The 26529-nt window shown below is 34.1% G+C and carries 22 protein-coding genes; 6 read left to right on the top strand and 16 right to left on the bottom strand.

From position 1 onward, the window contains the following. Positions 1-101 precede the first annotated feature (101 nt). From trpB to clpB, 7 genes are all read right to left on the bottom strand, one after another. Positions 102-1283, bottom strand: a complete 1182-nt coding sequence (trpB, locus tag C8C88_RS00820) for a tryptophan synthase subunit beta (protein WP_121336321.1) — start codon at positions 1281-1283, stop codon at positions 102-104. Positions 1284-1296: 13 nt separating this feature from the next. Continuing rightward, on the bottom strand, positions 1297-1980 hold the full coding sequence (locus C8C88_RS00815) for a phosphoribosylanthranilate isomerase (RefSeq protein WP_233549299.1): 684 nt from the start codon (positions 1978-1980) through the stop codon (positions 1297-1299). A gap of 7 nt (positions 1981-1987) precedes the next feature. After that, positions 1988-2767: an indole-3-glycerol phosphate synthase TrpC gene (trpC, locus tag C8C88_RS00810; protein ID WP_121336320.1), complete on the bottom strand. Its 780-nt coding sequence runs from the start codon at positions 2765-2767 to the stop codon at positions 1988-1990. An 86-nt stretch (positions 2768-2853) separates the two neighbouring features. After that, complete coding sequence (gene trpD, locus C8C88_RS00805) at positions 2854-3846, bottom strand: anthranilate phosphoribosyltransferase (RefSeq protein ID WP_121336319.1); 993 nt, start codon at positions 3844-3846, stop codon at positions 2854-2856. A 44-nt stretch (positions 3847-3890) separates the two neighbouring features. Continuing rightward, entirely contained in the window at positions 3891-4457 is a 567-nt protein-coding gene (locus C8C88_RS00800; RefSeq protein ID WP_121336318.1) for an aminodeoxychorismate/anthranilate synthase component II, read from the bottom strand. Positions 4458-4600: 143 nt separating this feature from the next. After that, positions 4601-6001, bottom strand: coding sequence for an anthranilate synthase component I family protein (locus C8C88_RS00795; RefSeq protein WP_121336317.1), 1401 nt, complete (start codon positions 5999-6001; stop codon positions 4601-4603). Between the two features lie 286 nt (positions 6002-6287). Next, a complete protein-coding gene (gene clpB / locus C8C88_RS00790; protein ID WP_121336316.1) occupies positions 6288-8891 on the bottom strand; it encodes an ATP-dependent chaperone ClpB in 2604 nt (867 codons plus the stop codon). A 145-nt stretch (positions 8892-9036) separates the two neighbouring features. Between clpB and ytxJ the strand changes: the two genes are divergently transcribed. After that, positions 9037-9426: a bacillithiol system redox-active protein YtxJ gene (gene ytxJ / locus C8C88_RS00785; RefSeq protein WP_121338515.1), complete on the top strand. Its 390-nt coding sequence runs from the start codon at positions 9037-9039 to the stop codon at positions 9424-9426. A gap of 110 nt (positions 9427-9536) precedes the next feature. On the opposite strand, the gene C8C88_RS00780 is transcribed toward ytxJ, so the two are convergent. From C8C88_RS00780 to C8C88_RS00740, 9 genes are all read right to left on the bottom strand, one after another. Then, positions 9537-10130, bottom strand: coding sequence for a hypothetical protein (locus C8C88_RS00780; RefSeq protein WP_121336315.1), 594 nt, complete (start codon positions 10128-10130; stop codon positions 9537-9539). A 275-nt stretch (positions 10131-10405) separates the two neighbouring features. After that, a complete protein-coding gene (locus tag C8C88_RS00775) occupies positions 10406-10603 on the bottom strand; it encodes a DUF6132 family protein (RefSeq protein WP_121336314.1) in 198 nt (65 codons plus the stop codon). Next, positions 10603-10902, bottom strand: coding sequence for a thioredoxin (gene trxA / locus C8C88_RS00770; RefSeq protein WP_121336313.1), 300 nt, complete (start codon positions 10900-10902; stop codon positions 10603-10605). The genes C8C88_RS00775 and trxA overlap by 1 nt, the downstream gene beginning before the upstream one ends. Beyond that, complete coding sequence (locus tag C8C88_RS00765) at positions 10895-11110, bottom strand: hypothetical protein (protein ID WP_233549298.1); 216 nt, start codon at positions 11108-11110, stop codon at positions 10895-10897. Before C8C88_RS00765 ends, trxA begins: the two co-directional genes overlap by 8 nt. Next, positions 11103-11939: a methyltransferase domain-containing protein gene (locus tag C8C88_RS00760; RefSeq protein WP_121336312.1), complete on the bottom strand. Its 837-nt coding sequence runs from the start codon at positions 11937-11939 to the stop codon at positions 11103-11105. Before C8C88_RS00760 ends, C8C88_RS00765 begins: the two co-directional genes overlap by 8 nt. Positions 11940-11942: 3 nt before the next feature. Then, positions 11943-12146 (bottom strand): DUF2892 domain-containing protein, encoded by a 204-nt coding sequence (locus tag C8C88_RS00755; protein ID WP_121336311.1) that lies wholly within the window; start codon positions 12144-12146, stop codon positions 11943-11945. A 24-nt stretch (positions 12147-12170) separates the two neighbouring features. Further along, positions 12171-13586, bottom strand: a complete 1416-nt coding sequence (locus C8C88_RS00750; RefSeq protein ID WP_121336310.1) for a rhodanese-like domain-containing protein — start codon at positions 13584-13586, stop codon at positions 12171-12173. 82 nt (positions 13587-13668) lie between these two features. Next, positions 13669-14457, bottom strand: coding sequence for a sulfite exporter TauE/SafE family protein (locus C8C88_RS00745; protein WP_121336309.1), 789 nt, complete (start codon positions 14455-14457; stop codon positions 13669-13671). A 74-nt stretch (positions 14458-14531) separates the two neighbouring features. After that, a complete protein-coding gene (locus C8C88_RS00740) occupies positions 14532-15158 on the bottom strand; it encodes a Crp/Fnr family transcriptional regulator (protein WP_121336308.1) in 627 nt (208 codons plus the stop codon). A gap of 294 nt (positions 15159-15452) precedes the next feature. On the opposite strand from C8C88_RS00740, the gene C8C88_RS00735 reads away from it, so the two are divergent. The 5 genes from C8C88_RS00735 (at position 15453) to C8C88_RS00715 (ending at position 26413) form a co-directional block, all read left to right on the top strand. Beyond that, on the top strand, positions 15453-15764 hold the full coding sequence (locus C8C88_RS00735) for a rhodanese-like domain-containing protein (protein WP_121336307.1): 312 nt from the start codon (positions 15453-15455) through the stop codon (positions 15762-15764). Positions 15765-15813: 49 nt separating this feature from the next. Then, positions 15814-17394: an NADP-dependent glyceraldehyde-3-phosphate dehydrogenase gene (locus tag C8C88_RS00730; protein WP_121336306.1), complete on the top strand. Its 1581-nt coding sequence runs from the start codon at positions 15814-15816 to the stop codon at positions 17392-17394. Between the two features lie 242 nt (positions 17395-17636). Continuing rightward, a complete protein-coding gene (locus C8C88_RS00725) occupies positions 17637-24833 on the top strand; it encodes a PKD domain-containing protein (protein ID WP_121336305.1) in 7197 nt (2398 codons plus the stop codon). 11 nt (positions 24834-24844) lie between these two features. Continuing rightward, positions 24845-25840: a PorP/SprF family type IX secretion system membrane protein gene (locus C8C88_RS00720; RefSeq protein WP_121336304.1), complete on the top strand. Its 996-nt coding sequence runs from the start codon at positions 24845-24847 to the stop codon at positions 25838-25840. 168 nt (positions 25841-26008) lie between these two features. Continuing rightward, positions 26009-26413 (top strand): cytochrome c, encoded by a 405-nt coding sequence (locus C8C88_RS00715; protein WP_121336303.1) that lies wholly within the window; start codon positions 26009-26011, stop codon positions 26411-26413. Positions 26414-26529 lie beyond the last annotated feature (116 nt).

Below are 26529 nucleotides of genomic sequence, written 5' to 3'. Positions count from 1 at the left end.
GGTTTAAGATTGCGTTAGGGATGGAAACGGCATCCTTTTTTGGCCCTTTTTTTGGGGCAAAAAGATAGAGTGTACAGCCCGACCCTTGTGGTAACGCCCATCTACAATTTGAAATAATCAATATAGGTATTCAAATCTTTGTCGCCACGTCCAGAAAGATTTAAGACCACGATATCTTCAGGTTTGAATTTCATTTCGTCCAAAACAGCAAAGGCGTGCGCACTTTCGATTGCCGGGATAATTCCTTCCATTTTGGAAAGTTGTAATCCCCAATTCATCGCTTTTTCATCGGTGATTGAAATGAATTGTGCTCTTCCAGTTGCAAATAAATTAGCGTGCATAGGACCAACACCAGGGTAATCTAAACCTGCCGAAATAGAATACGGTTCGGTGATTTGACCATCAGTTGATTGCATCAACAGGGTTTTACTACCGTGAATCACGCCAATTTTACCAAGGGCAGAAGTTGCGGCACTTTCGCCTGAATCTACTCCTAAACCGGCTGCTTCAACCGCAATGATGTTAACGTCTTTTTCGTCCAAAAAGTGGTAATACGCACCAGCAGCGTTACTTCCGCCACCTACGCAGGCAATCACATAATCAGGATTTTCACGTCCTTCTTTTTCTAATAATTGCGCTTTGATTTCCTTAGAAATAACACTTTGAAAACGCGCCACCATATCTGGATAAGGATGCGGTCCTACCACAGAACCAATGATGTAATACGTATCAACGGGATTGTTAATCCAATCTCGAATGGCTTCGTTTGTAGCGTCTTTCAGTGTTCGTGAACCAGACATTGCAGGACGAACTTCAGCACCTAACATTTTCATACGAGCTACGTTTGGTGCCTGACGTTTGATGTCAATTTCACCCATGTAAACGATGCATTCTAATCCCATAAGCGCACAAACGGTAGCGGTAGCCACACCATGTTGACCAGCACCTGTTTCTGCAATGATTCGTTTTTTGCCTAAACGCTTGGCTAGTAAAATTTGACCAATCGTATTGTTTACTTTATGTGCACCAGTATGACATAAATCTTCTCTTTTGAGGTAGATTTTAGTATTGTATTTTTCAGATAATCGAGTAGCAAAATACAGCGGAGTAGGGCGCCCTACATAATCTTTTAGGAGCGCATCAAATTCAGCTTGAAATTCTGGTTCAGCCGTAATTTTTAGATATTGTTGGCGTAATTCTTCTACGTTTGGATATAACATTTCAGGAATGTAGGCTCCTCCAAATTCTCCGTAATAGCCTTTTTCGTTGACGTTGTAACTCATTTTGTTTTAATTTTTAAAGTTTCAAGTTGTTTATGAAACGTTTTAATTTTTCTTCGTTTTTTAATCCTGATTCAATTTCAAATTTACTATTTATATCAATAGCATATATTGGTAAATTTGTTTTTGAAATTTCTTGTATTGATTTTATTTCCTCAATCCCAATTCCTCCGCTCAAGAAAAACGGTTTTGTAGAAGGATAGTTCTCTAATACTTTCCAATCAAAAGTGGTTCCGTTTCCTCCTGGTAATTTCCCTTTAGTGTCAAAAAGGAAATAATCACAAACCGTTTCAAAAGCTTCTAATACTCGAAAATCAAAGCTGTCACTAACGGAAAATACTTTGATGATTTCAATTGAAGCATCCATTTTACTTTTTAAATCGGAACAAAATGCAACCGATTCCTGTCCGTGTAATTGAATGGCTTGCAAGTTGTATTTTTGGGCTTTCGCCAAAATAACTTCGGTGCTTTCATTAACAAAAACGCCTACTTTTTTGATTGATTTTGGTAAATCAGGCATTGTCCCATCAAAATATCGAGCCGATTTCTCCCAAAATATAAAGCCCATATAATCGGGTAGGAGCGCTCCTATTTCGACTATATTATCGGGATATTTCATGCCACAGATTTTTATCCCCACCCCAGCCCTCCCCGAAGGGGAGTGAGCCAAAATATTTTGATTATCAATATCTTTTTTCATTTCAAGATTATAGTTGGCTAATAAATTCGGTTGCTGCTTTACCAGCATTATCCGTTTTCATAAAGTTTTCTCCAATCAAAAAACCTTTGTAACCAAAAGGCTTTAATTCATTGATTGCTTCCACAGACGAAATACCACTTTCGGAAACTTTTACAAATTCGTTTGGAATTTGGTCTGCTAATTGTTTGCTAAAATCCAAGCTTACTTCAAAAGTTTTTAGGTTTCTGTTGTTGACACCAATCATGTCCAAAGTAGGCATAATTGATTTTTCTAATTCTTCTTGATTGTGAACTTCTAATAAAACTTCTAATCCAAGACTTTTAGCAAATGCTGACAAAGATTTAATTTCGTCTCGAGTTAAAACTGCGGCAATTAGCAAAATTAAATCGGCTCCATGTGCTTTGGCTTCTAGGATTTGGTATTCATCTACAATAAATTCTTTACGCAATAAAGGAATATTTACGGTGGCTCTTGCCAAAAGTAAATCGTCTAAAGATCCACCAAAATATTTTCCATCTGTCAAAACCGAAATTCCGCAAGCACCTGCAGTTTCATATCCTTTAGTCACTTCTTCAACGGTAAAACCATAATTGATTTCCGCTTTGGATGGTGAACGGCGTTTGTGTTCAGCGATAATTCCTGATGTGCTGTTTCTTAGATTTTGACTCAAAGAAATGGTTTCTTTTCCAAAGAAAATTGATGCTTCCAATTGCGAAACAGGAATGATTGATTTCTTGAGAATAACTTCTCTTCTTTTGTCAATTATAATTCTATCTAGGATGTTCATTTTTATTTGTTTAAGGTTTTGTTTGTTTAAGGTTTAAAGTTTTTAGGAATTCCAACAACTTTAAACGCTAAACTTTAAACTATTTTTTATTTACTTAACTCTTGTAATGTTTTTAATGCTGCAAATCCTTTTCCAGAGAATAAGCTTTCTTTTGCTAATTCAAAACCTTCTAATGGCGAGCATTTTGTCACTGTTGCAATAGCCATAGCTGCATTGGCACAAACTACATTATTTTGAGCTTCGGTTCCTTTTCCAGAAATGATATCAGTAAACATTTGAGCGGATTCTTCGATGGTTTTCCCACCTTCAATTTCGCTTTGTTGTAAAAGTTGCACGCCAAAATCTTCTGGTCTCAAAATTCCTTCCATAGAGTTGGTAATGGTTTTGGTAGGACAAGTCAACGAAATTTCGTCATATCCGTCAAGAGAATGTAAAATGGTAAAATTCACATTGGTATTTTGGTACAAATACGCATACATTCGAGCCAATTCTAAATTGAAAACACCGACCAATTGATTTTTAGGAAACGATGGATTTACCATTGGTCCTAACATATTGAAAAAGGTTTTTACAGCCAGTTCTTTTCGGATTGGCCCAACGTTTTTCATTGCTGGATGGAATAATGGCGCATGTAAAATACAAATCCCAGCGGTATCCATACATTTTTCTAGAAAATCAGGGTCATTACTGAATTTGATTCCCATTTTTTCCATTACATTGCTTGATCCAGAAATAGAAGATACGCCGTAATTTCCATGTTTAGCAACTTTTATTCCTGCGCCCGCAGCTACAAATGAAGCTAAGGTCGAAATATTAAAAGTGTCTTTTCCATCACCGCCCGTACCACACAAATCAATTGTATTGTAAGCAGATAAATCCACCCGAATGCACAATTCTAATAGCGCTTCACGAAAACCAGCAAGTTCATCAATACTAACGCTTCGCATCATGTAAACAGTCAGAAAAGAGGCAATTTGACTCGTGTTGTAAATTCCGTTAGAAATATTAACCAATACATCTTTAGCTTCGTCTTTCGAAAGCATTTCGTGATTGATAAGTCTGTTTAATATATTTTTCATTGAAAAAGTATTCTTAAATATTATAAAGTCTTTTGATAATTGGATTAACTTTTAACCCAGTTTTCTAAAATCTTTTTACCGTTAGGTGTCAACACACTTTCTGGATGAAATTGTACTCCACGAACATCGAATGTTTTGTGACGTAACGACATTACTTGACCATTTTCGTCAAAAGAAGTAGCCTCAAGAACATCAGGTAAATTAGCATCAACCACCCACGAATGGTAGCGTCCCACTTCAAACTCATTTCCTAATCCTTCAAATAAAAGTTCATCATCAACGACTGTTTTTACATTTGTAGCAACACCGTGATACACTTTATCTAAATTAGAAAGGGTTCCTCCGTAAACTTCACCAATTGCTTGTTGACCTAAGCATACGCCGAAGATACTTTTTGTTGGTCCGTATTTTTGAATCACTTCTTTCAATAATCCTGCTTCATCTGGAATTCCAGGTCCAGGAGAAAGTAATATTTTATCAAAAACTGTAATTTCATCAATATCAAATTCATCGTTTCTATAAACCGTTACTTCGCAATCTAAATCTTCCAGATAATGCACTAAATTATAAGTGAAACTATCGTAATTGTCTATGACTAGTATTTTTTTCATTTTCCTCCCCCAACCCCTCCAAAAGAGGGGAGTACCTATTGGGGTAAATAGGTTTTTTAATTATTATTTTTATTGGCAACTTCATAAGTTGCTGATTTTTTAGTTTTGGCTCCCTTCCCTTTGGGGAGGGTTGGGGAGGGGATTTATATAGTTTCGGCTAAATCTAAGGCCGCATTCAATGCTCTCAATTTATTATATACTTCCTGCATTTCGCTTTCTTCATCAGAACTGGCAACAATTCCGGCTCCTGCCTGAGAATGCAATTGATGGTTTTTGCTTAGGAACGTACGAATCATAATGGCGTGATTAAAGTTTCCGTCAAAATCCATAAAACCGATGGCGCCTCCATAAAAATTACGATTTGTTTTTTCGTAATCTTCAATCAATTGCATGGCTCTGTGTTTTGGCGCGCCGCTCAAAGTTCCTGCCGGAAAAGTATCAGCTACAACTTGCATCGTAGAAGCTTTTTCATGCAAATGACCTGTTACTTTTGAAACTAAATGGATTACATGTGAAAAAAACTGTACTTCTCGGTACCGTTCTACATTTACATCATGTCCATTTCTGCTCAAATCATTTCGGGCTAAATCTACTAACATTACATGCTCACTATTTTCTTTTTTATCTTCAGATAATTGTTTGGCTAGTACCGCATCTTTTTCATCATCGCCAGTACGTTTGAAAGTTCCTGCAATAGGGTGGATTTCCGCTTTACGATTTTTCACAACGATTTGAGCTTCCGGTGAAGAACCAAATATCTTGAAATCACCGTAATCAAAAAAGAATAAATAAGGGGAAGGATTGATACTTCTCAAAGCGCGATACACATTGAATTCATCTCCCTTGAAGCCTTGTGTAAATCTTCTGGATAATACTAATTGAAAGACATCACCTCTAAAACAATGTTTTTTGGCCAAAGCCACATTGTGTTTGAATTCGTCGTCCGTCAAATTAGAAAAACCTTCTCCGTCTTTAGTGAATTTATAAGAAGGAATGTTTCGGGATTGTAATAATTGTTCAATTTCGGCAATATTATTTCTTCCGTCTAAGCTGTGGCAAAAAATATACGCTTCATTTTTGAAATGATTAATGGCAATTATATTTTGGTAAACAGCATAATACACATCTGGAATGGTATTGCTGTTTTCTTTTTTGGCAATGCTTACTTTTTCAAAATAACGAACCGCATCATAGGATATGTATCCAAAGAGTCCATTATTGATGAATTTGAAATCATTTTTCTCCGATTTAAATTGACCAGAAAACTCCTGAATTACTTCTGGAATATTGGTATTGGCATCAATAGAAATATTTTCGAAACTTCCGTCAGGAAATGTCTTTGAGATTGTTTCGTTTTCAATTTTAATGGATGCTATCGGATTACAACAAATGTAAGAGAAGCTATTATCGTTTCCATGATAGTCACTACTTTCTAGCAATAAACTATTCGGGAATTTATCACGAATTTTAAAATACACACTCACAGGAGTGATGGTATCAGCTAGGATTTGCTTGTATTTTGTATTTAGTATAAAAGATTTCAATTTAGTATATAATTTAAAGTTGTGTACTTATTAATAAATGGAACAAAAAAAAAGACTTGTCGTGATGACAAGCCTTTTATATTTATAGTTTACTAATACTATAGGAGCTTTGTTCACGACGACTGACGTAAATTGTTCCACCACCAAGTATTGTTTGTAATTGTTTTCATGTTGTTTTTTGATGCAACAAATATATAAATGATATTCGATTATTCAAATATAAAAAACCGAAAAAAAATATATTTTTTTCGGTTTTTTGTTAAATTAAGGTCTTTGAATACCTATTTTAAGAGATCAATTCACTTTGATTTCTAAATACTAATTCACCATCAAAAGCATCCAAAAGAATAATACTTTCGGTTTTTATATGTCCGGCTAATATCTCTTTGGATAACTTATTTAAAACATCTCTTTGTATTACACGTTTTACGGGTCTTGCACCAAATTGTGGATCGTATCCTTTTTCAGATAGATAAGCAATTGCTTCTGGAGTTGCATCCATAGTAATGCCCTGTTGAGCAAGCATTTTAGTAACACTTTTCAATTGCAAACCTACAATTTGAGCAATATTAGCATTAGTAAGCGGCGTAAACATTACAATTTCATCAATACGATTAATAAACTCAGGTCGCACGGTTTGTTTCAATAAACCTAAAACTTCTATTTTAGCAGCTTCTGTAGCAGCTTCAATTCCGCCTTTTAAATTTTCAAATTTTTCTTGAATAATCTGGCTTCCCATATTAGAAGTCATAATGATGATTGTGTTTTTGAAATCAGCCAAACGTCCTTTGTTATCAGTCAAACGTCCTTCATCTAATACTTGTAATAAAATATTAAAAGTATCTGGATGTGCTTTTTCAATTTCGTCTAATAAAATAACAGAATATGGTTTTCTACGAACCGCTTCGGTCAATTGTCCACCTTCATCATAACCTACATATCCCGGAGGCGCACCAACTAATCGGCTTACGCTGTGGCGTTCTTGGTATTCACTCATATCAATACGCGTCATTGCATTTTCATCGTCAAAAAGGTATTCTGCTAATGCTTTGGCTAATTCTGTTTTTCCAACTCCAGTAGTTCCAAGGAATAAGAAGGTTCCCACCGGTTTTTTCATATCCTGCAATCCTGCACGGCTTCTGCGTACAGCATCACTCACGGCTTCAATAGCTTCTTCCTGACCCACAACTCTGTGATGCAATTCGTCTTCAAGTCTAAGTAGTTTTTCTCTTTCGCCCTGAAGCATTTTCACAACAGGTATTCCAGTCCATTTCGCTACTACTTCGGCAATGTCTTCTCGGGTAACTTCTTCTTTTATCAGAGAAGTTCCAGATTGATTTTCTTGTAATTGTTTTAATAAGACATCTAATCGTTCTTGTGCTTCTTTAATTTTTCCATAACGAATTTCAGCTACTTTTCCGTAGTCACCATCACGTTCTGCGCGTTCTGCTTCGTATTTGAAATCTTCAATTTCAGTTTTAACGGCTTGTATATTATCAACTACATCTTTCTCCGATTTCCATTTCGCATAAATTTCATTTCGATCTTCTTTAAGATTGGCTAAATCTAGTCCTAAAACTTTGAGTTTACTTTCGTCTTTTTCTCTTTTAATAGCTTCTATCTCAATTTCCAATTGCATTATTTTTCGATCCAAAACATCTAATTCTTCTGGTTTTGAATTGATTTCCATACGCAATTTTGATGCTGCTTCATCCATTAAATCAATAGCTTTATCTGGAAGAAAACGATTGGTAATATAACGTTGTGACAATTCTACAGCAGCAATAATAGCTTCATCTTTGATTTGAACTTTATGGTGAGTTTCATATTTTTCTTTGATACCACGCAAAATAGAAACAGCACTTTCTGTATCAGGTTCTTCCACCATTACTTTTTGGAAACGTCTTTCGAGTGCTTTGTCTTTTTCAAAATATTTTTGGTATTCATCTAATGTGGTTGCACCAATGGCGCGCAATTCACCACGAGCCAAAGCTGGTTTTAAGATATTTGCAGCATCCATAGCTCCTTCGCCACCACCAGCACCAACTAATGTGTGGATTTCGTCAATGAATAGGACAATATCCCCTTCGGCAGAAGTCACTTCTTTAACTACTGATTTCAGACGTTCTTCAAATTCCCCTTTGTACTTTGCACCAGCAATCAAAGCCCCCATATCTAGAGAAAAAACAATTTTGTCCTTTAAGTTTTCAGGAACGTCACCATCTACGATACGATGCGCTAAACCTTCGGCAATGGCTGTTTTACCAACACCGGGTTCTCCAACAAGCATTGGATTATTTTTGGTTCTTCGGGTAAGAATTTGAAGCACCCGACGAATCTCTTCGTCACGACCAATAACAGGATCTAGTTTTCCGGTTCTGGCTAACTCGTTAAGATTTTTAGCATATTTGTTTAAAGAATTATAGGTTTCTTCGGCTGATGCAGAAGTTACTCTTTCTCCTTTTCGCAATTCGTCGATAGCTGCTTTAAGCCCTTTTTCGGTTACGCCTTGATCTTTTAATATTTGTGCAACTTTACTTTTTGAAGCAAAAATAGCCAGAATTAAATGTTCGATAGAAACAAACTCATCGTTCATTTTTTTTGCAATAATCTCCGCTTCATTTAAGGTGGTGTTTGCAGTACGGGAAAGCATTATTTCACCACCGGAAACTTTTGGAAAACTTTGTATGGTGCTATCTAATACTTGTTCAAATAAAGGCACATTTACATTTAGTTTTTTTAATATAAAAGGTGCAACATTTTCATCAACTTCAAAAATAGCTTTGAAAATATGCTCATTTTCTATTTGTTGCTGTCCAAAACTCTGAGCTAATTGCTGGGAGTGTTGAATGGCTTCTTGCGATTTGATAGTAAATTTATTGATGTTCATGATTATAGTTTTTAAGATTATTATTTAGGTTTAAATAACTAACTTTGCTAACCAGTAAGCAATTCATATTCCATACTTTAAAGTTACGACAAAATGACTGGAATTGAAAGCTTTACAGATAAAAAAACAAACAAAAACAAGACAAATGAGCATGTTTAATTCTTTTTTTGGCAATTCTGAAAAGCCAAATGATTCTAAGAGTAATATAAAATGGATTGATTTGACAGACTTAGGTCAACTGAATCAAATTATTCAAGATTCTGCCGAAAAACCAGTGGTGGTATTTAAGCACAGTACGCGTTGTAGTGTGAGCAGAATGGCTTTGAAACAATTTGAAAATGAATTTAATTTGATGGATGAAGTTGACACTTATTTTCTAGACTTGATTTCTTATCGTGATGTTTCAAATGAAATTGCAAGCAGATTTCAGGTTGTGCATCAATCTCCACAGTTAGTATTAATTAAGGATGGTAAATCCATTTATGATGCATCTCATAGTGAAATAGATGCTTTAGAATTAAAAGGTAAATTTTAAAACATAAAGTTATATTTTTTCTATTTTCAATAAAAAAACAGACACTAAATTAATTCAGTGTCTGTTTTTGATTTTTATAAAGTATTGTTTTATTTGTATCTCTTTTGCGCTTAATAAGCTCTACTGATTTTATAGATTAATTTAAAATAATTACTACCTACAATTGGTACACCTTCTGTACTGGCTCTGTTTCCCCAGTTATTATTGTCGTATTTTCCGTGAATATCTATTCTTGGCAAAGCATTGAATAAGTATTCTAAAGCTATTTTATCAGATAAATTAATACGTAGCGCTAAGTTTGCGCCAAGGGATAAATGTGAACTTTTTTGTTCGTAAGAAAGTCCTCCTCCCCAGGTTCCCCATCTATTGATTATGGTAGGTTCTGCTGATGGGATAAACACAAATTTTAATTCTTTGCTACCTATGTTGAGGTATAATGGAAAATGGTACCCAATTCCGACTGTGTTTTTACTAAATTGAACTCTTTGGAAACGTTCATAACCAATGTTGACTTCAATATTATTTGAAACCAAAGAAAATTGAAGAAAATAATCTAAAGCACTTTTATTGTCGGTGGGATAACTTCCAACAAGTAAATTTTTAATATCAACTGCTGCTGAAAATGCTACATAATGTTCTTTGTCATTCTGGGCAAATGTTGTAGTTGAAAGAGTTATTAAAATTATTAAAACTAATTTTTTCATGATCTGGGGTAGATTTCAGTTTTTTTTCAGGAGCACAATTAGTTTCCATTTTTATATTTAAATATTTTTGATACCATGTTTTAGTAGGTTATAAAAAGTTGTACAGCAATATCTAATTGGAAATATAATTTAAGGAGTGCTAATTTTATTTATTTTTTTTTCTCAAATTAAAGATAATAAATATAAATTGATTTAAACATGATATTTATGTCTTTAATCGAGTTTTGTTGAATAGAAACGCAAATTTTGTTTCTTTATATAAATAAAATATAATTTTACTTGGTCTTTTTGCTGGTAAACATATTAAAGAGTAATCCACCCATCACTCCACCATATAAAGACGCGTTTAAAGGTCTTGATGTAATAGGGCAGGTTCCAGTTGAGCAACCGATGAAATAGTAGTATAAATACCCCATAAAAAGTCCTATAAATACTCCAATAAGAGTAATAAAAAAAGTTTTTTTAGATGACATTAGTTGCTTTTTTCGACAATAGTTTTGATTAAATCTTCTTTTGAGACAACACCAGATTGTCTCCATAATTGTTTCCCATTTTGAAATAAAATCATAGTAGGAACGCCTCGAACTTGGTATTGTGATGCGATGAGCTGATTTTTGTCAACATCAATTTTTATAATTGAAACACGATCTCCTAAACTATCTTTTACTTGTTTTAATATTGGGCTCAACATTTGGCAAGGACCACACCAAGTAGCAAAAAAATCAACCAAAACTGGTTTTTCTGATTTTATAATTTGATTAAAGTTATTCATTTTTTCTATATTTTTTGTTTGGTAGAGCACAACCATTCGCACCACAACCAAAATTAAAAATTACTTGAAACAAGAAAAATAAACCAAATGCAACGAACATCCATTCCTTTAAAATGTACGCTTGGCTAAAAAGAAATAAAGCAAAAGCCAAACGAATCCATCGCATAACATGCCAATTTTTCAACAACAATTCTTTCATGTTAGGCATTGATTTTGTTTATTTTATATTTTTGATCATAAGAAATAACTTGCTGTAAATCACTTAAGTCAATTTCTTTTTCACTAACGATCAATAGCTCTGAAAAGCTTGTATTCATGCTAACATTGCGTACACCACTTGAATCTGAAATCAATTTTGTAATACTGTCCATACAACCGCTACACGTAATTCCTTCCAATTCATAAAGGTTAACTATTGATTTTGGGTTTTTTGTTAACTCAATAAAAAGTTCTGCATTAGCTCTTGGAGCGATTGAATTAGTGCAAATTTCCATACTCGTTAAATAAAAAGCATCTTTAAATAATGAGACGTATTCTGCTTTACTACCTCCAAAAGGAGGACCGCTTTCAAAAATTTTATTAAATAATAAGCCAACAATTTTTCCAGAATCTCTTAAAAGCTGATGCATTTTCCAAACGTATTTTTGACGCATAGTTGGAGGCAATGCACAGAAAAATGTTTGTTCAATAATCAAATCATAATTGCCTTTATGTTCAAAAAAATCACCTAAAATCACTTTAATATTTGGATTACCAGCAAATTTTGTTTTTAGATTATCTACTAAAGTAGGAGCAATATCAATAACGGTAACGTTTGTAAATCCTTGATTAACTAGGTATTCAGCTTCATAGGAATTACCGCAACCAGGAATCAGTATAGCGCAACTTTTATCCTTTAAAGAGTCAATAAAAAGTTTGATTGGAGGCGAGATTTGTCCTAAGTCCCAACCGGTTGTTTTAGTTTTGTATTGTGCATCCCAGTAGTTTTGATCCAAAGGATTTTCATGTGAAGCTACACAGCATTCTTTATCATTCATTCTTTAAACTTTTTTTCGTGTTGAAATTCCAAAAGGCAAATACAATGGGCAAAAATTAATAAAACTCGTTAGCAATAAAATAACTGCAAAAGCGCCTAAAATAATCGCTATTGTTCCATTAATTGTATTGGTATAATATAAAACAGCAATTACAATTGCTAAAGCAATGCGAACAATTTTGTCTGATAAACCTATATTTTTTTTCATAATATATTGGAATTATTGGGTTACTTATTTTAAAATTTTACTTTGGCAAACAAAATTGGTTTTAGGAATATTTGTCTTTGCAATTGCATTAAAGCCACCTTCTATTTCTGTGAAATTTCTAAAACCTCTAGCTTCAAGAATTGAAGCTGCAATCATACTGCGATAACCACCAGCACAATGGAGGTAAAAATGTTCTTTAGGATTTATATCTTTTATCCAATCATTGATGTTAGCCAAAGGTTTATTATAAGCTTCTTCAACGTGTTCAGCACAATATTCACTTTCTTTTCGGATGTCAATTATTTTGCTTTCACCAATTTTGACTTCATTAGAAAACTGTTCAGCAGTAATTCGGTTTATGATGTCAGTTTCTTGTCCCGCTTTTTGCCAAGCTTCGAAACCACCGTCTAAATGTCCAATCAAATTATCAAATCCTACGCGGCTTAACCTAGTTACTGTTTCTTCTTCACGTCCAATTTCTGAAACTAAAATTATAGGCTGTTTCACATCAGCAACCAAAGCTCCAACCCAAGGCGCAAAATCGCCATCAATTCCGATATTTATAGATTGAGGAATAAATCCTTTACTGAAAATAGTATTTTTTCGAGTATCCAAAATTAATGCACCTGAATCAGCAGTAATTTTTTCGAAATCAGCAACTTTTATTGCTCTCATTCCGTGGTTTAAAACAGTTTCAAAACTTTCATATCCCTTTTTATTCATGGCCACATTCATACCAAAATATGCAGGAGGAGGTAATAAACCTTCGGTTACTTCGGTTACAAATTCAGATTCGGTCATGTTAGCTCTCAAGGCGTAATTAGTCGCTTTCTGATTCCCGATGGTTGAAATGGTTTCCTTGCTCATGTTTTTTCCGCAAGCGCTTCCTGCTCCATGCGCAGGATATACGATAACATCATCAGGAAGAGTCATTATTTTGTTCCTTAAGGAATGGTATAAAGTAGCCGCTAATTCCTCTTTAGTCATTGAAGCCGCTTTTTGAGCTAAATCAGGTCTTCCTACATCACCAATAAACAATGTGTCACCAGAGAAAATCGCATGCTCTTTGCCTTTTTCATCTACCAATAGATAAGTTGTACTTTCCATAGTATGACCTGGGGTATGCAGTACTTTTAGTTTGATTTTACCAATTTCAAATACTTGATTATCTTCGGCAACAATAGCTTTAAATTCGGGTTTAGCAGTTGGTCCATACACAATTTTAGCATTTGTTTTTTTACTTAAATCAATGTGACCTGAAACAAAATCAGCATGAAAATGCGTTTCAAAAATATATTTTAACTTCACTTTATCGCGTTCCAACCGATCTAAATAAGGCTGTACTTCACGAAGTGGGTCAATAATTGCAGCCTCGCCATCTGAAGTGATATAATAAGCACCTTGTGCTAAACAACCAGTATATATTTGTTCTATCTGCATGATTCTTTGCTTTTTAATTTTGAGAGATAAAGATAATTTGGTCTTTTTTTATAAAGACTTTAATATTAGTTACTTAATGCATCTAATTTAAGAAAATTTCTTTAGAAATTATATAGATTCCCATTATTAAAACAAACCAACCAAATATAGGTTTTAGCTTGTTTCCGTCTATTTTCTTTGAAAGTTTAGTTCCTATAATCATTCCGATAAATGCAAAACAAGTTATGGTAAGTAAAAAAGGATAATTAATAGGTGTTCCAATGTACAAATCTCCTCCAAAACCGATGCTTGAGTTTATGAAGATGATGAGTAATGACGTTCCAACAGCTTGTTTCATAGGTAAATTAGCAAAGAAAAGTAAGGCTGGAATTATTAAAAAACCACCTCCAGCACCTAGAAAACCAGTTACGATTCCTACAACGAAACCTATTATAGAGAGTTGAAGATAATTAGTTTTTATAAGTTTAAGCTTTGGACTTGTTTTTCTAATCATAGAAATTGCCGATGTTATCATGAGTATTGAAAAAACAACCATAATCATGAAATTTTTTGAAACTTGAAAATTCGCAATTGAAAAGAGTGTTTCTGTAATTTTAGGAAAAATCACTTCTCGAATAATCAAAATTGAAAAAACAGAAGGAATAGCAAAATAAAGCGCCGATTTGATTTTTAGATTCCCCATTTTATAATGGCTTAAACAGCCAAATAATGCGGTAGAACCTACTATGAATAAAGAATAACTTGTGGCCAGTTCTGGCTCTACTTTGAATAAATAAACCAAAATAGGAATCGTCAAAATGGATCCACCACCTCCAACAAGTCCAAGAGAAAGTCCAATAATTATAGAAGCAAAATAGCCTAAATATTCCATCTGTTTAAAAATTTACTGCAAAGATCAGTTGTAAAAAAATAAATTACAGTAACTTTTATCACACTAACAGGCTATTATTTTAACAGTTCGATATGATTGCGGTGTAATTTAAGTAGATTCCGTTGTTCCATTTTTTTGAGTAAACGGGATATAACTTCTCTTGAGGTGTTCAATTCTGATGCAATTTCTTGATGAGATAATTTCAAATCTTTACATCCACAAGCGTCTTTATGGCGTTTTAAATAAAATTCTAAACGTTCATCCATTGCTCTAAAGGCTATGCTGTCAATTACTTCTAGCACTTCTTCAAAACGACTGCGGTAGGTGTGGATTACAAATTCATACCAGCTGCGGTGTTTCATCATCCAAGTATCCATTAAGGATAAAGGAACCATTATTAATTCGGCATCTTCAACTACTTTTGCCATAATTTGGCTTTTTTCATTTTTAGTGGCACACACCATTGAAATAGCACAAGCCTGACCTGGTTGTAAATAATACATAAAAAACTCCCCGCCATCTTCGCCTTCACGATATACTTTGATCTGACCTTTAGTAACTAAAACAGTATTTTTTATATATTGACCCGTTCGCATGATTGTACTACCAGATTCAAAAGATTTTATGGAGTCATTTGCTTCAATTTCAGCAATTAATTCGTTAGAAAAAGAAGGGAATATTTTCTTTATTTGACTGTGCATTTTTATAGTCTTTGATAGGGTTGAATTTTAAATAAATCAGTGTAAAAGTACGGTAAATTTTATTAGTTTATTTGATTTTTTTAATGAATGAATTAGCATAAAACATGAATTAAAAATAGTTTAGGCAATAAATATTAGGTATTTATTGATTTATTTTGAGGGTTATTTACCAAATTCGTAATTTGTTGTTAATTACTATTATGCGAAAACGTTTTCTTTGAAATATTATCTAATTAACAAATTCGAACTGTATTGTTAGGCAAAAACATTGTATTTTTACAAAAAAAATAGACTATGAATTTAACACAAGAAGATTGGATTTCTCAATACGAGGCCGACGAAAATTCGGTAATACTTGATGTGAGAACTGAAGATGAATATAATGATGGAATTATAGAAAATGCCATAAATATTGATATTCATATGGGTCAAGGTTTTATTAGTGAATTAGAATCATTGGATAAAAATAAAAATTATTATGTGTATTGCCGTTCTGGAGCAAGAAGTGCTAAAGCGTGCGAAATCATGAATGAATTAGGTTTTGAAAACGCCTATAATTTGTTAGGTGGGATTATAGAATGGAATGGAGATATTGTTGCTCCTTAAATACAATCGTCATCCGAACTTAATTATTTGAAAAATATAAAATATTAAAATGAATACAATACCTCAAGAATATCAAATTAACGATTTACTTATTCAAGATACTTATTTAGTAAACGGTGAATTGAAAAAATGGACTGGAGAAACTACACCTGTATTTTCTACCATCTCTTCAACAGAAAATTACCAACCTACTTTATTAGGTTCAATTCCTTTTATGGGAGAAACGGAAGCTCTTGAAGCGGTTGCTGCTGCCGATGCTGCGTTTAAAAATGGACAAGGTTTATGGCCAACCATGAAAGTGGTAGACCGTATTAAATGTATGGAGAATTTTGTAACTCAAATGAAAACAACTCGTGCAGAAGTAGTAAAACTATTGATGTGGGAAATTGGAAAATCATTAGGAGATTCAGAAAAAGAATTTGATAGAACAGTAGAATATATTTACGATACTATCGAAAGTTTAAAAGAATTAAACAGTCGTAGTGCTCATTTTTCTAAAGTTCAAGGAATACATGCGATGGTTCGTAGAGGACCTCTAGGTGTTGTATTGTGTTTAGGACCATACAATTATCCATTGAATGAAACATTTTCGTTGCTTATTCCAGCATTAATCATGGGAAATCCTGTAATTTTCAAACCAGCGAAACACGGAGTTTTATTGATTTCACCTTTATTAGAAGCTTTCAGAAGTAGTTTCCCAAAAGGAGCTATTAATATCTTATATGGTAGAGGTCGTGAAGTAGCTTCGCCAGTTATGAAATCAGGAAAAGTTGATATTTTAGCTTTGATTGGAAATAGTAAATCAGCTATTGCATTACAAGATCAACACCCTAATAAAAATAGATTGCGTTTAGTTTTAGGATTAGAAGCAAAAAATCCAGCTATTATTTTACCAGATGCTGATTTAGATTTGGCTATCCAAGAATGTATTGCAGGTTCTTTATCTTTTAATGGACAACGTTGTACTGCATTGAAAATTTTATACGTACACGAATCTATTGCTGAAGAATTTAACAAGCGTTTTGCCGCTAAAGTTGATGCTTTGGCTTATGGAAATCCATGGGAAAAAGGAGTGATGCTTACTCCATTACCAGAAAAAGAGAAACCAGCTTACATACAAGAATTAATTGATGATGCTACAAGTAAAGGAGCAAAAGTGATTAATGCAAAAGGAGGACAACATTCTGATAATTTTATCTTCCCAGCTGTTTTGTTTCCTATAAATAAAGACATGCGTGTATATCACGAAGAGCAATTTGGACCAGTTGTACCTGTTTTAACTTTCAAAGATATTCAAGAGCCTTTGAATGATATGGCTGAATCAAACTATGGTCAACAAGTGAGTTTGTTTGGTAAAGACATCAAAACTATCGCTCCACTTATTGATACATTAGTAAACTTAGTTTGTAGAGTTAACTTAAACAGTTCTTGTCAAAGAGGACCTGATGTATTCCCTTTTACAGGAAGAAAGGATTCTGCTGTAGGAACATTGAGTATTCATGATGCTTTGCGTTCCTTCTCAATTAGAACTTTTGTAGCTTCTAAGGATAATGAATACAATAATAACATTCTACAAGAATTGTTAAATAGTAAAGAATCAAATTTCATTAACACCGATTATATTTTGTAATTCAGGTTTTAATTTAAAATAAATGGCCGCCTTTTTCAAATGAAATAGGCGGTTTTTTTGTATACTAATTATAAAAAAATGATGCTTTGCAATTATTTTTTAAATTATTGGTTATATTTTTTCAATCAAAAGTAAAACGTATCAGTCAGTCGTTTTATAGTTGAGCTATGATTATCCAATGCTATATATTTGTGTGGTTTTTTTAAAGATTAAAGAATAAAGCCAAATTATTTTAGATAATTATGAAACAATTATATACGCTTATTTTTATTTTAATAATTCCAGTTAATATATTAATTGCAAACAATAATTATCATTATTTAGCGGTAGAGAAAATAAAATTGGGTGCTTTTGTATTGCCAACGGCTACTATAACAACTAGTAATTCTGCTGTTTGTAGTAATGAAACTCAGCCAATAGTAACTTTTACCGGAAGTGGAGGAGTTGCACCGTATACGTTTACTTACAAAATTAATGGTGGACTAGATATCATTACTTCCCAATCTATTGGAAATAGTGTAACATTGAATGCGCCAACAAATGTAGTTGGTAGTTTTGAGTATAAATTAGTAAGTGTTAAGGATAGTTCTGGAGCTACTCAGTCTCAAACAAGTTCTACTACTATAACGGTTTCCTCTTTACCAGTTGTGAATTTTACATTTACGAATGATAATTCTTGTTCAGGAACTGCAGTTCAGTTTAATTCTAATGTCACTGGTTCAGGAACTTATACTTATGCTTGGGATTTTGGAGATGGAAGTACTTCTGTATTACAAAATCCTTCTTATGTTTTTAATAATACAAATGGAAACACAACGCAATCATTTAATGTAACTTTAAAAATAACTAATACTAATGGTTGTGTAAATTCAATAACTAAAACTATTTCTATAAAAAGTCCGGGTGCTACTTTGAATTCAAATGTAGATTCTGATACTTTTAATGGCTTTCCAATTTTTAAAGTTTGTACGAATGATATTTCTCAAATTGATTTTATAAACACTTCAATTACAAGTTCTACAGATACAAATTGCGTTATTGATTGGGGAGATACCACACCTAATTTTACCGCAACAACATTTTCAGCAACTTCTCATACATATTCTGTTGGACTTTGGACCTTAACTTATACTGTCACTGGTCAAGATGGATGTGTAACAACTAGAATATATAAAGTATTTGTAGGTAATAATCCAGCTGTAGGTATTGGTAATCCAGGTAATACTAATATATGTATATCATCACCACTTACATTTCCAATTACTGGTACAGAAAATAATCCACCAGGAACTATTTATACAATTACATTTAATGATGGTTCAGATTCAACTACTTTTAATCATCCACCACCCGCAAGTATTACTCATACATTTTTGAAGTCTTCTTGCGGAGTTACGAGTAGTGGTCTACAAAATTCATTTTCGGCAACTATAAAAGCGTCTAATCCTTGTGATGTATCTTTTGGATATGTTATCCCAATTCGTGTTTCAGAACCTCCAGTAGCAAATTTTACATTGCCACAAACTAAAGTTTGTACAAATACTCAAGTATGTTTTACAGATTCATCAACAGGAGGAGCAACTGCAACTAATTCATCTTGTGTAAATCCCAAAATAGTTTGGTCAATTTCTCCGTTAACAGGATTTACACTAAATAGTGGGACATTAGGAAGTGATAATAATGGTTCTGAAAATACGAGTACATGGACTTTTGGGACAAATTCAATATGTCCAGTTTTTAGTGTACCAGGAACATATACAATCACCTTGAAAACCGGAAACTCGTGTGAAATTGATGAAATAGTAAAAACTATTTGTGTTGAAGCTCCACCAGTACCTATATTTACCTTAAGCACAACAGACGGTTGCGGCCCATTATCAGTTAGTACAACCAATACAACTGATACGACAAATTCTTGTGATACCACTTATTTATGGGATGTTACTTATACGGCAGCTAATTGTGGGACAACGTCATCATACAATTATATCAGTGGTTCAAGTACCTCTGCTAGTCCGGTTTTTAGTTTTGAAAATCCAGGAATATATTCGATAACATTAACGGCTACTAATTCCTGCGGATCTTTTACATCAGCAGCTCAAACGATAACAGTAAAGCAACCACCAATAGTAGTTGTAAATGCGATTGCTACTAATTGTGTCAATAGCCCGATAACTCCATCGGTTTTAGTTAATAGTTGTTCTACAACACCAAACTCAGCATTAGAATATTTATGGACTTTTACTGGTGGTACGCCATCTACTTCAACAAGTGTTACACCTCCCATGGTTAGTTATGCTATACCGGGTAATTATTCTATTAAATTAGATGTTAAAAACGAGTGCGGAACAACTTCTGCAATCAGTAATACATTTACAATTAATCCAATACCCATTATACAAAATGAAACTAAATCTATTTGTAATAGCTCATCATTTATAATAACTCCATCAGTTTTAACAGCAGGAAATGTTATCCCTTCGGGAACTACTTTTTCTTGGGGAGCGCCAGTTGTCACAGGTGGAATTACAGGCGGACAATCAGGAACAAATCAGACAACAATAAATGGTACATTAACAAATCCAACCAATGCTGTCCAGACTGCAACTTATATAGTTACGCCATCCAGCGGAGACTGTCCAGGAATGCCTTTTATAGTAATAATTAATGTAAGTTCACAAATAGTAATTACAACATCACAAACAAATGTTAGTTGTTTTGGCGAAAGTGATGGAACGGCCACAGCCACAGCCACAGCAGGAACTACACCATATACTTATTCTTGGGATACTACACCAGTTCAAAACTCAGCAACAGCTACAGGACTTGCAGAAGGAACATATACGGTAACCGTTACCGATGCTAGTAGTTGTACCAACTCTCAAACAATTACGATTACACAACCGATGGTTCTAAATGCATCAATAAGTGCGCAAACTGACGTAAGCTGTTTTGGAGGTTCCAACGGAAGTGCTACAGTTTTGGCAACAGGAGGAACTGCACCATATACTTATTCTTGGAATACAAGTCCAGTTCAAACATCAGCAACCGCTTCCGTATTATTAGCAGGAACTTATATTGTTACAATTACAGATAGTAAAGGATGTTCGAAAACACAGTCAGTAACTATAAATCAGCCATCAGCGGTTTTAGATTCTTCAATAAGTGCGCAAACTAACGTAAGTTGTTTTGGAAGCAATACAGGAAGTGCCACTGTTTCAGTCACGGGCGGAACAGCACCCTATTTATATTCTTGGAATACAATTCCAGTTCAGACATCTCCTACCGCTGTTGGATTAATTGCAGGAACTTATACCGTTACCATTACCGATGCTAAAGGTTGTAGCAAAAATCAATCCGTAACTATTTCACAACCAGCAACAGGACTTACTGCTGCTATAAGTTCGCAAACTAATTTGACATGTTTTGGAGGTAATAATGGCTCCGCTACCGTTACGGCTAGTGGTGGAGTTGGAGGTTTGACTTATTCTTGGAATACAAATCCAGTTCAAACTTTGGCTACAGCCAATGGATTAAAAGCAGGAACATATACAGTTACTGTGAAAGACGAGAATAATTGTTCGAAAACGGAACAAGTAATTATAACGCAACCCAACGAAATAGTAATTACAACATCACAAACAAATGTTAGTTGTTTTGGAGATAGTGATGGAACGGCCACAGCTACAGCCACAGCAGGAACTACACCATATGCTTATTCTTGGAACACAATTCCAGTTCAAACCACAGCTAAAGCTATAGGACTTTCAGTAGGAACATATACAGTAACCGTTACCGATGCTAATAGTTGTAAAAAATCTCAAACAATTACTATTACACAACCGATGGTTCTAGATGCATCAATAAGTGCGCAAACTGACGTAAGCTGTTTTGGAAGCAATACAGGAAGTGCTACAGTTTTGACAACAGGCGGAACAGCTCCTTATTCATATTCTTGGAATACAAGTCCAGTTCAAACATTAGCAACTGCTTCCGGATTATTAGCAGGAACTTATATTGTTACAATTACAGATAGTAAAGGATGTTCGAAAGCAAAGTCAGTAACTATAAATCAGCCATCAGCGGTTTTAGATTCTTCAATAAGTGCGCAAACTGACGTAAGCTGTTTTGGAAGCAATACAGGAAGTGCCACTATTTTGGCAACAGGCGGAACCGCACCCTATTTATATTCTTGGAATACAATTCCAGTTCAGACTAGTTCCGTAGGTTCAGGACTGTCAGCAGGAACTTATACCGTTACCATTACCGATGCCAAAGGGTGCAGCAAAAATCAATCCGTAACTATTTCACAACCAGCAACAGGACTTACTGCTGCTATAAGTTCGCAAACTAATTTGACATGTTTTGGAGGAAATAACGGTTCCGCGACCATTACGGCTAGTGGTGGAGTTGGAGTTTTGACCTATTCTTGGAATACAAATCCAGTTCAAACTTTGGCTACAGCCAATGGATTAAAAGCAGGAACATATACGGTTACTGTGCAAGATGAGAATAATTGTTCGAAAACGGAACAAGTAATTATAACACAACCTAACGAAATAGTAATTTCAGGAGTACAAACAAATGTTAGTTGTTTTGGCGAAAATGACGGCACAGCAACGGTTTCCGTAACTGGTGGCACTGCACCATATGCTTATTCTTGGAACACAATTTCAGTTCAAACCGCAGCTAAAGCGACAGGACTTGCAGTAGGAACTTATGTGGTAACGGTGACAGACGTAAACGGTTGTTTTAACACCCATTCAGTAACTATAACTCAGCCCTTACTTGGACTTTCTTCATCAATATCTAATTCTAATAATGTTAGTTGTTCAGGAGGAAATAATGGAAACGCAACCGTTTTGGCAACAGGCGGAACCGCTCCTTATTCATATTCTTGGAATACAAGTCCAATACAAAACTTGGCAACAGCCACAGAATTAACAGCAGGGACTTACACTGTTTCGGTTACTGATTTTAATGGTTGTAGTACTTCAAGTTCAATTACTATTACAGAGCCAGTAGGAGTAACCGCAACAATTAATCAAACCAATGTTTTATGTGCCGGAGATAACACAGGTTCGGCTACAGTTTTTACCACTGGCGGTGTAGGATCTTATTCGTATTCTTGGGATACTATTCCAATACAAAATTCTAGTACTGCAACAAACCTGAAAGCGGGAATATATACTGTTACCATTTCAGACGAAAATAACTGTTCTATAACCAAACAAGTTACAATAACGGAACCAAATGGTATTATAACTTCAATAAGCTCGCAAACAAATGTAACTTGTTTTGGAGATAATACTGGTGCAGCAACAATATTAGCCAGTGGAGGAAATGGGACGCTAAGTTATTCCTGGAATACAATCCCTATAAATACAACAGCTACCGCCACAGGTTTGAGCGCAGGAAAATATGCTGTTACAGTAACGGATGCTAATAATTGTTCAAAAATTCAAATAATAACTATTACTGAACCAAATGATATCTTAATTACCACTGATTTAAAAAAGGATATTAGCTGTTTTGGCAATGCCAATGGTTCTATTGCAATTACAATAACAGGCGGAACTCCAAATTACACTTTCGCTTGGACGAAAAATGGAACTGCTTACGAAACCACCGAAGATTTATCTAATCTAGGACCAGGAGTATATGAAGTTACAGTTTCGGATGCTAATAATTGTGTGCCAAAAACCGCTATATTTACTATTGTAGAACCGCCAATTTTAGCGTTAAATTTAGTAAGCCAGACCAATATATTGTGTTTTGGAGATGCTTCAGGTGCAATAACTACTAATGTTGTTGGAGGAAATGCTCCCTATACATATGCTTGGACTGGACCAAATGGTTTTACAAGTTCTATTCCCAATTTGATAGCTATTTTAGCAGGAACGTATAGTCTAAAAGTTACCGATAATTCAGGTTGCTCTGTAAATCTATTACCAGTAACAATTACACAACCGTTAGAAATCAGTATTGTAGCAGCAACAAGCCCAATTATCTGTTATGGAGGAAATGATGCTTCAATTGATTTGACAATTTCTGGAGGAATTAGTCCCTATCAAACAGTTTGGGACACCATGGCAACAGGAACCTTTCAAGATAATTTATCAGCTGGAGATTATGTAATTACGGTTACAGATGCTAGTGGTTGCGAGAAAAAAATTACAGTTAATATCCCGAATCCACCCGTGTTTTCAGTTAACCCAATAGTGAAACAAATATCCTGTTTTGGAGCCAAAGACGCGAGTATTAACCTTAATTTAGTTGGAGGCCTTAGTCCTGTAAAATTAGTATGGAACGATGGAAGTACTTCTGGTTTGACTAGGAATAATTTAGGACCAGGTACTTATATAGCTACAATTACTGATGGAAAACCTTGTGTTATAACTAAGACATTTATTATTCAAGAGCCACAGCCGTTAGTCGTAGGGGCTAATATTACCAATGCTCTTGATTGTTCAAATGCTAATTCAGGAGCTATTAATTTACTAGTTTCTGGAGGTACCGCTCCTTATTCATACGTTTGGAATAATGGTTCGGTTACAGAAGATTTAAATAATGTACCTGGAGGGAATTATATGGTTACAGTAACTGACTCAAGGGGATGTGTTCAAACAAAACAATATGTTATTACAAGACCTGATCCTATTTCAATTGATGTAAGTACGCAACTAATTTTTGATTGTAATGTAAAAACAGTTTCTCTAAAAAATATAGCATTAGCATCCGGAGGTGTTCCGCCTTTTATTTATGATTGGTCGAGCGGAACAGTTAGTGGGATTGATAAAACGGTAATGGAAACTGATCAAAATGGGGTAGTCATTCTTATGGTTACTGATGCTTTGGGATGTTCTGCAAACAAGACACTTAATATTGATGTACCAAAAATAGGAGGTACTTCTTTCACATCAAGTTCTTATGCAAATACCACTTATGGAAGTTATTCAATACAAGATCCTATTCAGTTTGCTAATACCGCTACAGGTGATTACGAAACGATTGTTTGGGATTTTGGAGATGGAAGTGTTTCTAATGAAGAAAATCCAATTCATACGTTTGTAAAAGAAGGTAATTATGTGGTTACTCAAACAGTTGCCTATGCTTTTGGATGTGAGTATAAATATACAATAACCTTAAAAATTGATAAAGGATATAAGCTAATCACTCCAAATGGTTTTACACCTAATGACGATGGTATTAATGAAACTTTTAAACCTGTTTTTATTGGTATAACATCAATACAATTAGATGTATACGATACTTGGGGTGAATTGATATATACAGAAATAGGAGAAACTCTTCGTGGTTGGGATGGCAAAATTAAGGGAAAGGAATCTGAAAACGGAAACTATTATTATAAGGTAAAAGCGTCCACTTTTTATGGAGGAATTATTAATGAAAATGGCCCTTTTACATTAATAAAATAAGGAAAATCAAAATGAAAATAAAAGTAATAGTATTTATAATTTTGTTTAATCTTCCTTTTTCGGTAAAGGCACAAGATCCTATTTTTACTCAATATTTTATGGTTCCAGAAACTTTGAATCCCGGATTTACCGGTTTTCTAGAAACTACTAATGCTGGGATATTACATAGGACACAATGGCCAGATTTAGATTTTAGAGTTGATAGTGATTTTGGATTTATAAATACTTGGCTAGAAAATGCCAATAGTGGAATAGGAGTTAGTGTTTTAAACCATAGAGAGAAATTTACTGACTATAATTTTTCTCAGGCTAATTTAAATTACGCATATCGGGTTCAATTGAATGAGGATTGGTTTTTCAGACCCGCTATTGAAATTGGTTTTGGTAACAAATCATTTGGTTTTCAAAATATTATTTTAGAGGACCAAATCAATATAGGACAAGGTACAATAAATACCTCCAGTGTTGATCCCCTTTTATTAAATGACAAAGTAAATTTCTTTGATTTTTCTATTGGGATGCTTTTTAATAATGAAAATGCTTGGTTTGGTGCGGCTATGAAGCATATAAACAAACCAAATATATCTTTTGCTGCGAATGGGAATGTTCCTTTGGAAATGTTTTTTTCGGCTAATGCAGGTTATGAATTTCTTTTAACGGATTATATTGACATCACTTATTTGCCATATGAAACTAGAATGTTGTTAACTTCTAACTATATGCACCAAGGAGAATACAGTCGATTTGATTTAGGAGCAGGACTTGTTTTTAAGAAATTATTTTTTGGGTTGACTGCTGCTACTAATCCCGGAAAAAAGAGTGTTAATAGTCACTTTTTGACCTCTATAAATGCTTTCGGAGGATTGCAATATGAACATTTTAAATTCGGATATTCTTATGACTTCAATACATCTAAAATTGGAAGAACTGGTGGAATATATGAGCTTTCGGTGACTTATCAATTTGATTTGAAAGTGAAATGTCTTGGCTGCCCCAATTACTATTGATTTGGAACAGAATGTATTATCCAATGCTGTTCTGAAAAACATATTTTTAGCAAAAACTGACAATGTCTTAAAAATAATATAATTTTTTTAGCCAAATGCTGATAATTATCATTATTTATAATCAGCTAATAAAATAACTTTGACAGACAAACCTAAATCTTTAAAGCTATGAAAAATAAATGTTTGTTTTTAGTTATAGTTACATTGCTAGTCCTTGTAAGTAATTCAAGCAGAGCTCAAACTAGTTCATGGGTTGCGCCAGAGCATTCTAATAGTTTAAAAAATCCTTTTTTAGGCAATGAAAAAGCAACTGCTGATGGTAAGAAAATATTCAACCAAATGTGTGTCCTTTGTCATGGGGAAGAAGGGAAGGGGAATGGGGAAGCCGGTTTAACATTAGAGACTAAACCTGCAAATTTTTTAGCCTTAAAAGTTGTAAATGAAACTGATGGAGCTATTTTTTGGAAAATTACAAATGGAAAATCCCCAATGGCAACTTACGAAGAATTATTAACCGAGGACCAACGCTGGAAATTGGTAAATTATATTAGAGTTTTAGGATCAAAAAAATAGTCGAGCTATACGTTTTCAAAAGTCTTGTTTTTAATTTTTATTATATTGAATAAAACTCCAAACCTGTTAATACGGTTTGGAGTTTTTGTTTTTTTGTATTTGTCAAAAGTGTTTTT

The sequence above is a fragment of the Flavobacterium sp. 123 genome, assembly GCF_003634825.1.
In the GTDB taxonomy this organism is placed as follows: domain Bacteria; phylum Bacteroidota; class Bacteroidia; order Flavobacteriales; family Flavobacteriaceae; genus Flavobacterium.
Note: the sequence above shows the minus strand (reverse complement) of the source record. Positions and strands in the feature narration are given on the sequence as shown.

Excerpts from the sequence above, each read along its gene's own strand:
- C8C88_RS00720 (WP_121336304.1), top strand. The coding sequence starts at position 24,845 with ATGAAAATAAAAGTAATAGTATTTATAATTTTGTTTAATCTTCCTTTT.
- trpC (WP_121336320.1), bottom strand. The coding sequence starts at position 2,767 with ATGAACATCCTAGATAGAATTATAATTGACAAAAGAAGAGAAGTTATT.
- C8C88_RS00800 (WP_121336318.1), bottom strand. The coding sequence starts at position 4,457 with ATGAAAAAAATACTAGTCATAGACAATTACGATAGTTTCACTTATAAT.
- C8C88_RS00815 (WP_233549299.1), bottom strand. The coding sequence starts at position 1,980 with ATGAAAAAAGATATTGATAATCAAAATATTTTGGCTCACTCCCCTTCG.
- C8C88_RS00730 (WP_121336306.1), top strand. The coding sequence starts at position 15,814 with ATGAATACAATACCTCAAGAATATCAAATTAACGATTTACTTATTCAA.
- trxA (WP_121336313.1), bottom strand. The coding sequence starts at position 10,902 with ATGAATAACTTTAATCAAATTATAAAATCAGAAAAACCAGTTTTGGTT.
- C8C88_RS00780 (WP_121336315.1), bottom strand. The coding sequence starts at position 10,130 with ATGAAAAAATTAGTTTTAATAATTTTAATAACTCTTTCAACTACAACA.
- clpB (WP_121336316.1), bottom strand. The coding sequence starts at position 8,891 with ATGAACATCAATAAATTTACTATCAAATCGCAAGAAGCCATTCAACAC.
- C8C88_RS00740 (WP_121336308.1), bottom strand. The coding sequence starts at position 15,158 with ATGCACAGTCAAATAAAGAAAATATTCCCTTCTTTTTCTAACGAATTA.
- C8C88_RS00715 (WP_121336303.1), top strand. The coding sequence starts at position 26,009 with ATGAAAAATAAATGTTTGTTTTTAGTTATAGTTACATTGCTAGTCCTT.
- C8C88_RS00760 (WP_121336312.1), bottom strand. The coding sequence starts at position 11,939 with ATGAATGATAAAGAATGCTGTGTAGCTTCACATGAAAATCCTTTGGAT.
- C8C88_RS00765 (WP_233549298.1), bottom strand. The coding sequence starts at position 11,110 with ATGCCTAACATGAAAGAATTGTTGTTGAAAAATTGGCATGTTATGCGA.
- C8C88_RS00755 (WP_121336311.1), bottom strand. The coding sequence starts at position 12,146 with ATGAAAAAAAATATAGGTTTATCAGACAAAATTGTTCGCATTGCTTTA.
- C8C88_RS00725 (WP_121336305.1), top strand. The coding sequence starts at position 17,637 with ATGAAACAATTATATACGCTTATTTTTATTTTAATAATTCCAGTTAAT.
- C8C88_RS00745 (WP_121336309.1), bottom strand. The coding sequence starts at position 14,457 with ATGGAATATTTAGGCTATTTTGCTTCTATAATTATTGGACTTTCTCTT.
- C8C88_RS00750 (WP_121336310.1), bottom strand. The coding sequence starts at position 13,586 with ATGCAGATAGAACAAATATATACTGGTTGTTTAGCACAAGGTGCTTAT.
- trpB (WP_121336321.1), bottom strand. The coding sequence starts at position 1,283 with ATGAGTTACAACGTCAACGAAAAAGGCTATTACGGAGAATTTGGAGGA.
- C8C88_RS00775 (WP_121336314.1), bottom strand. The coding sequence starts at position 10,603 with ATGTCATCTAAAAAAACTTTTTTTATTACTCTTATTGGAGTATTTATA.
- ytxJ (WP_121338515.1), top strand. The coding sequence starts at position 9,037 with ATGAGCATGTTTAATTCTTTTTTTGGCAATTCTGAAAAGCCAAATGAT.
- C8C88_RS00735 (WP_121336307.1), top strand. The coding sequence starts at position 15,453 with ATGAATTTAACACAAGAAGATTGGATTTCTCAATACGAGGCCGACGAA.
- trpD (WP_121336319.1), bottom strand. The coding sequence starts at position 3,846 with ATGAAAAATATATTAAACAGACTTATCAATCACGAAATGCTTTCGAAA.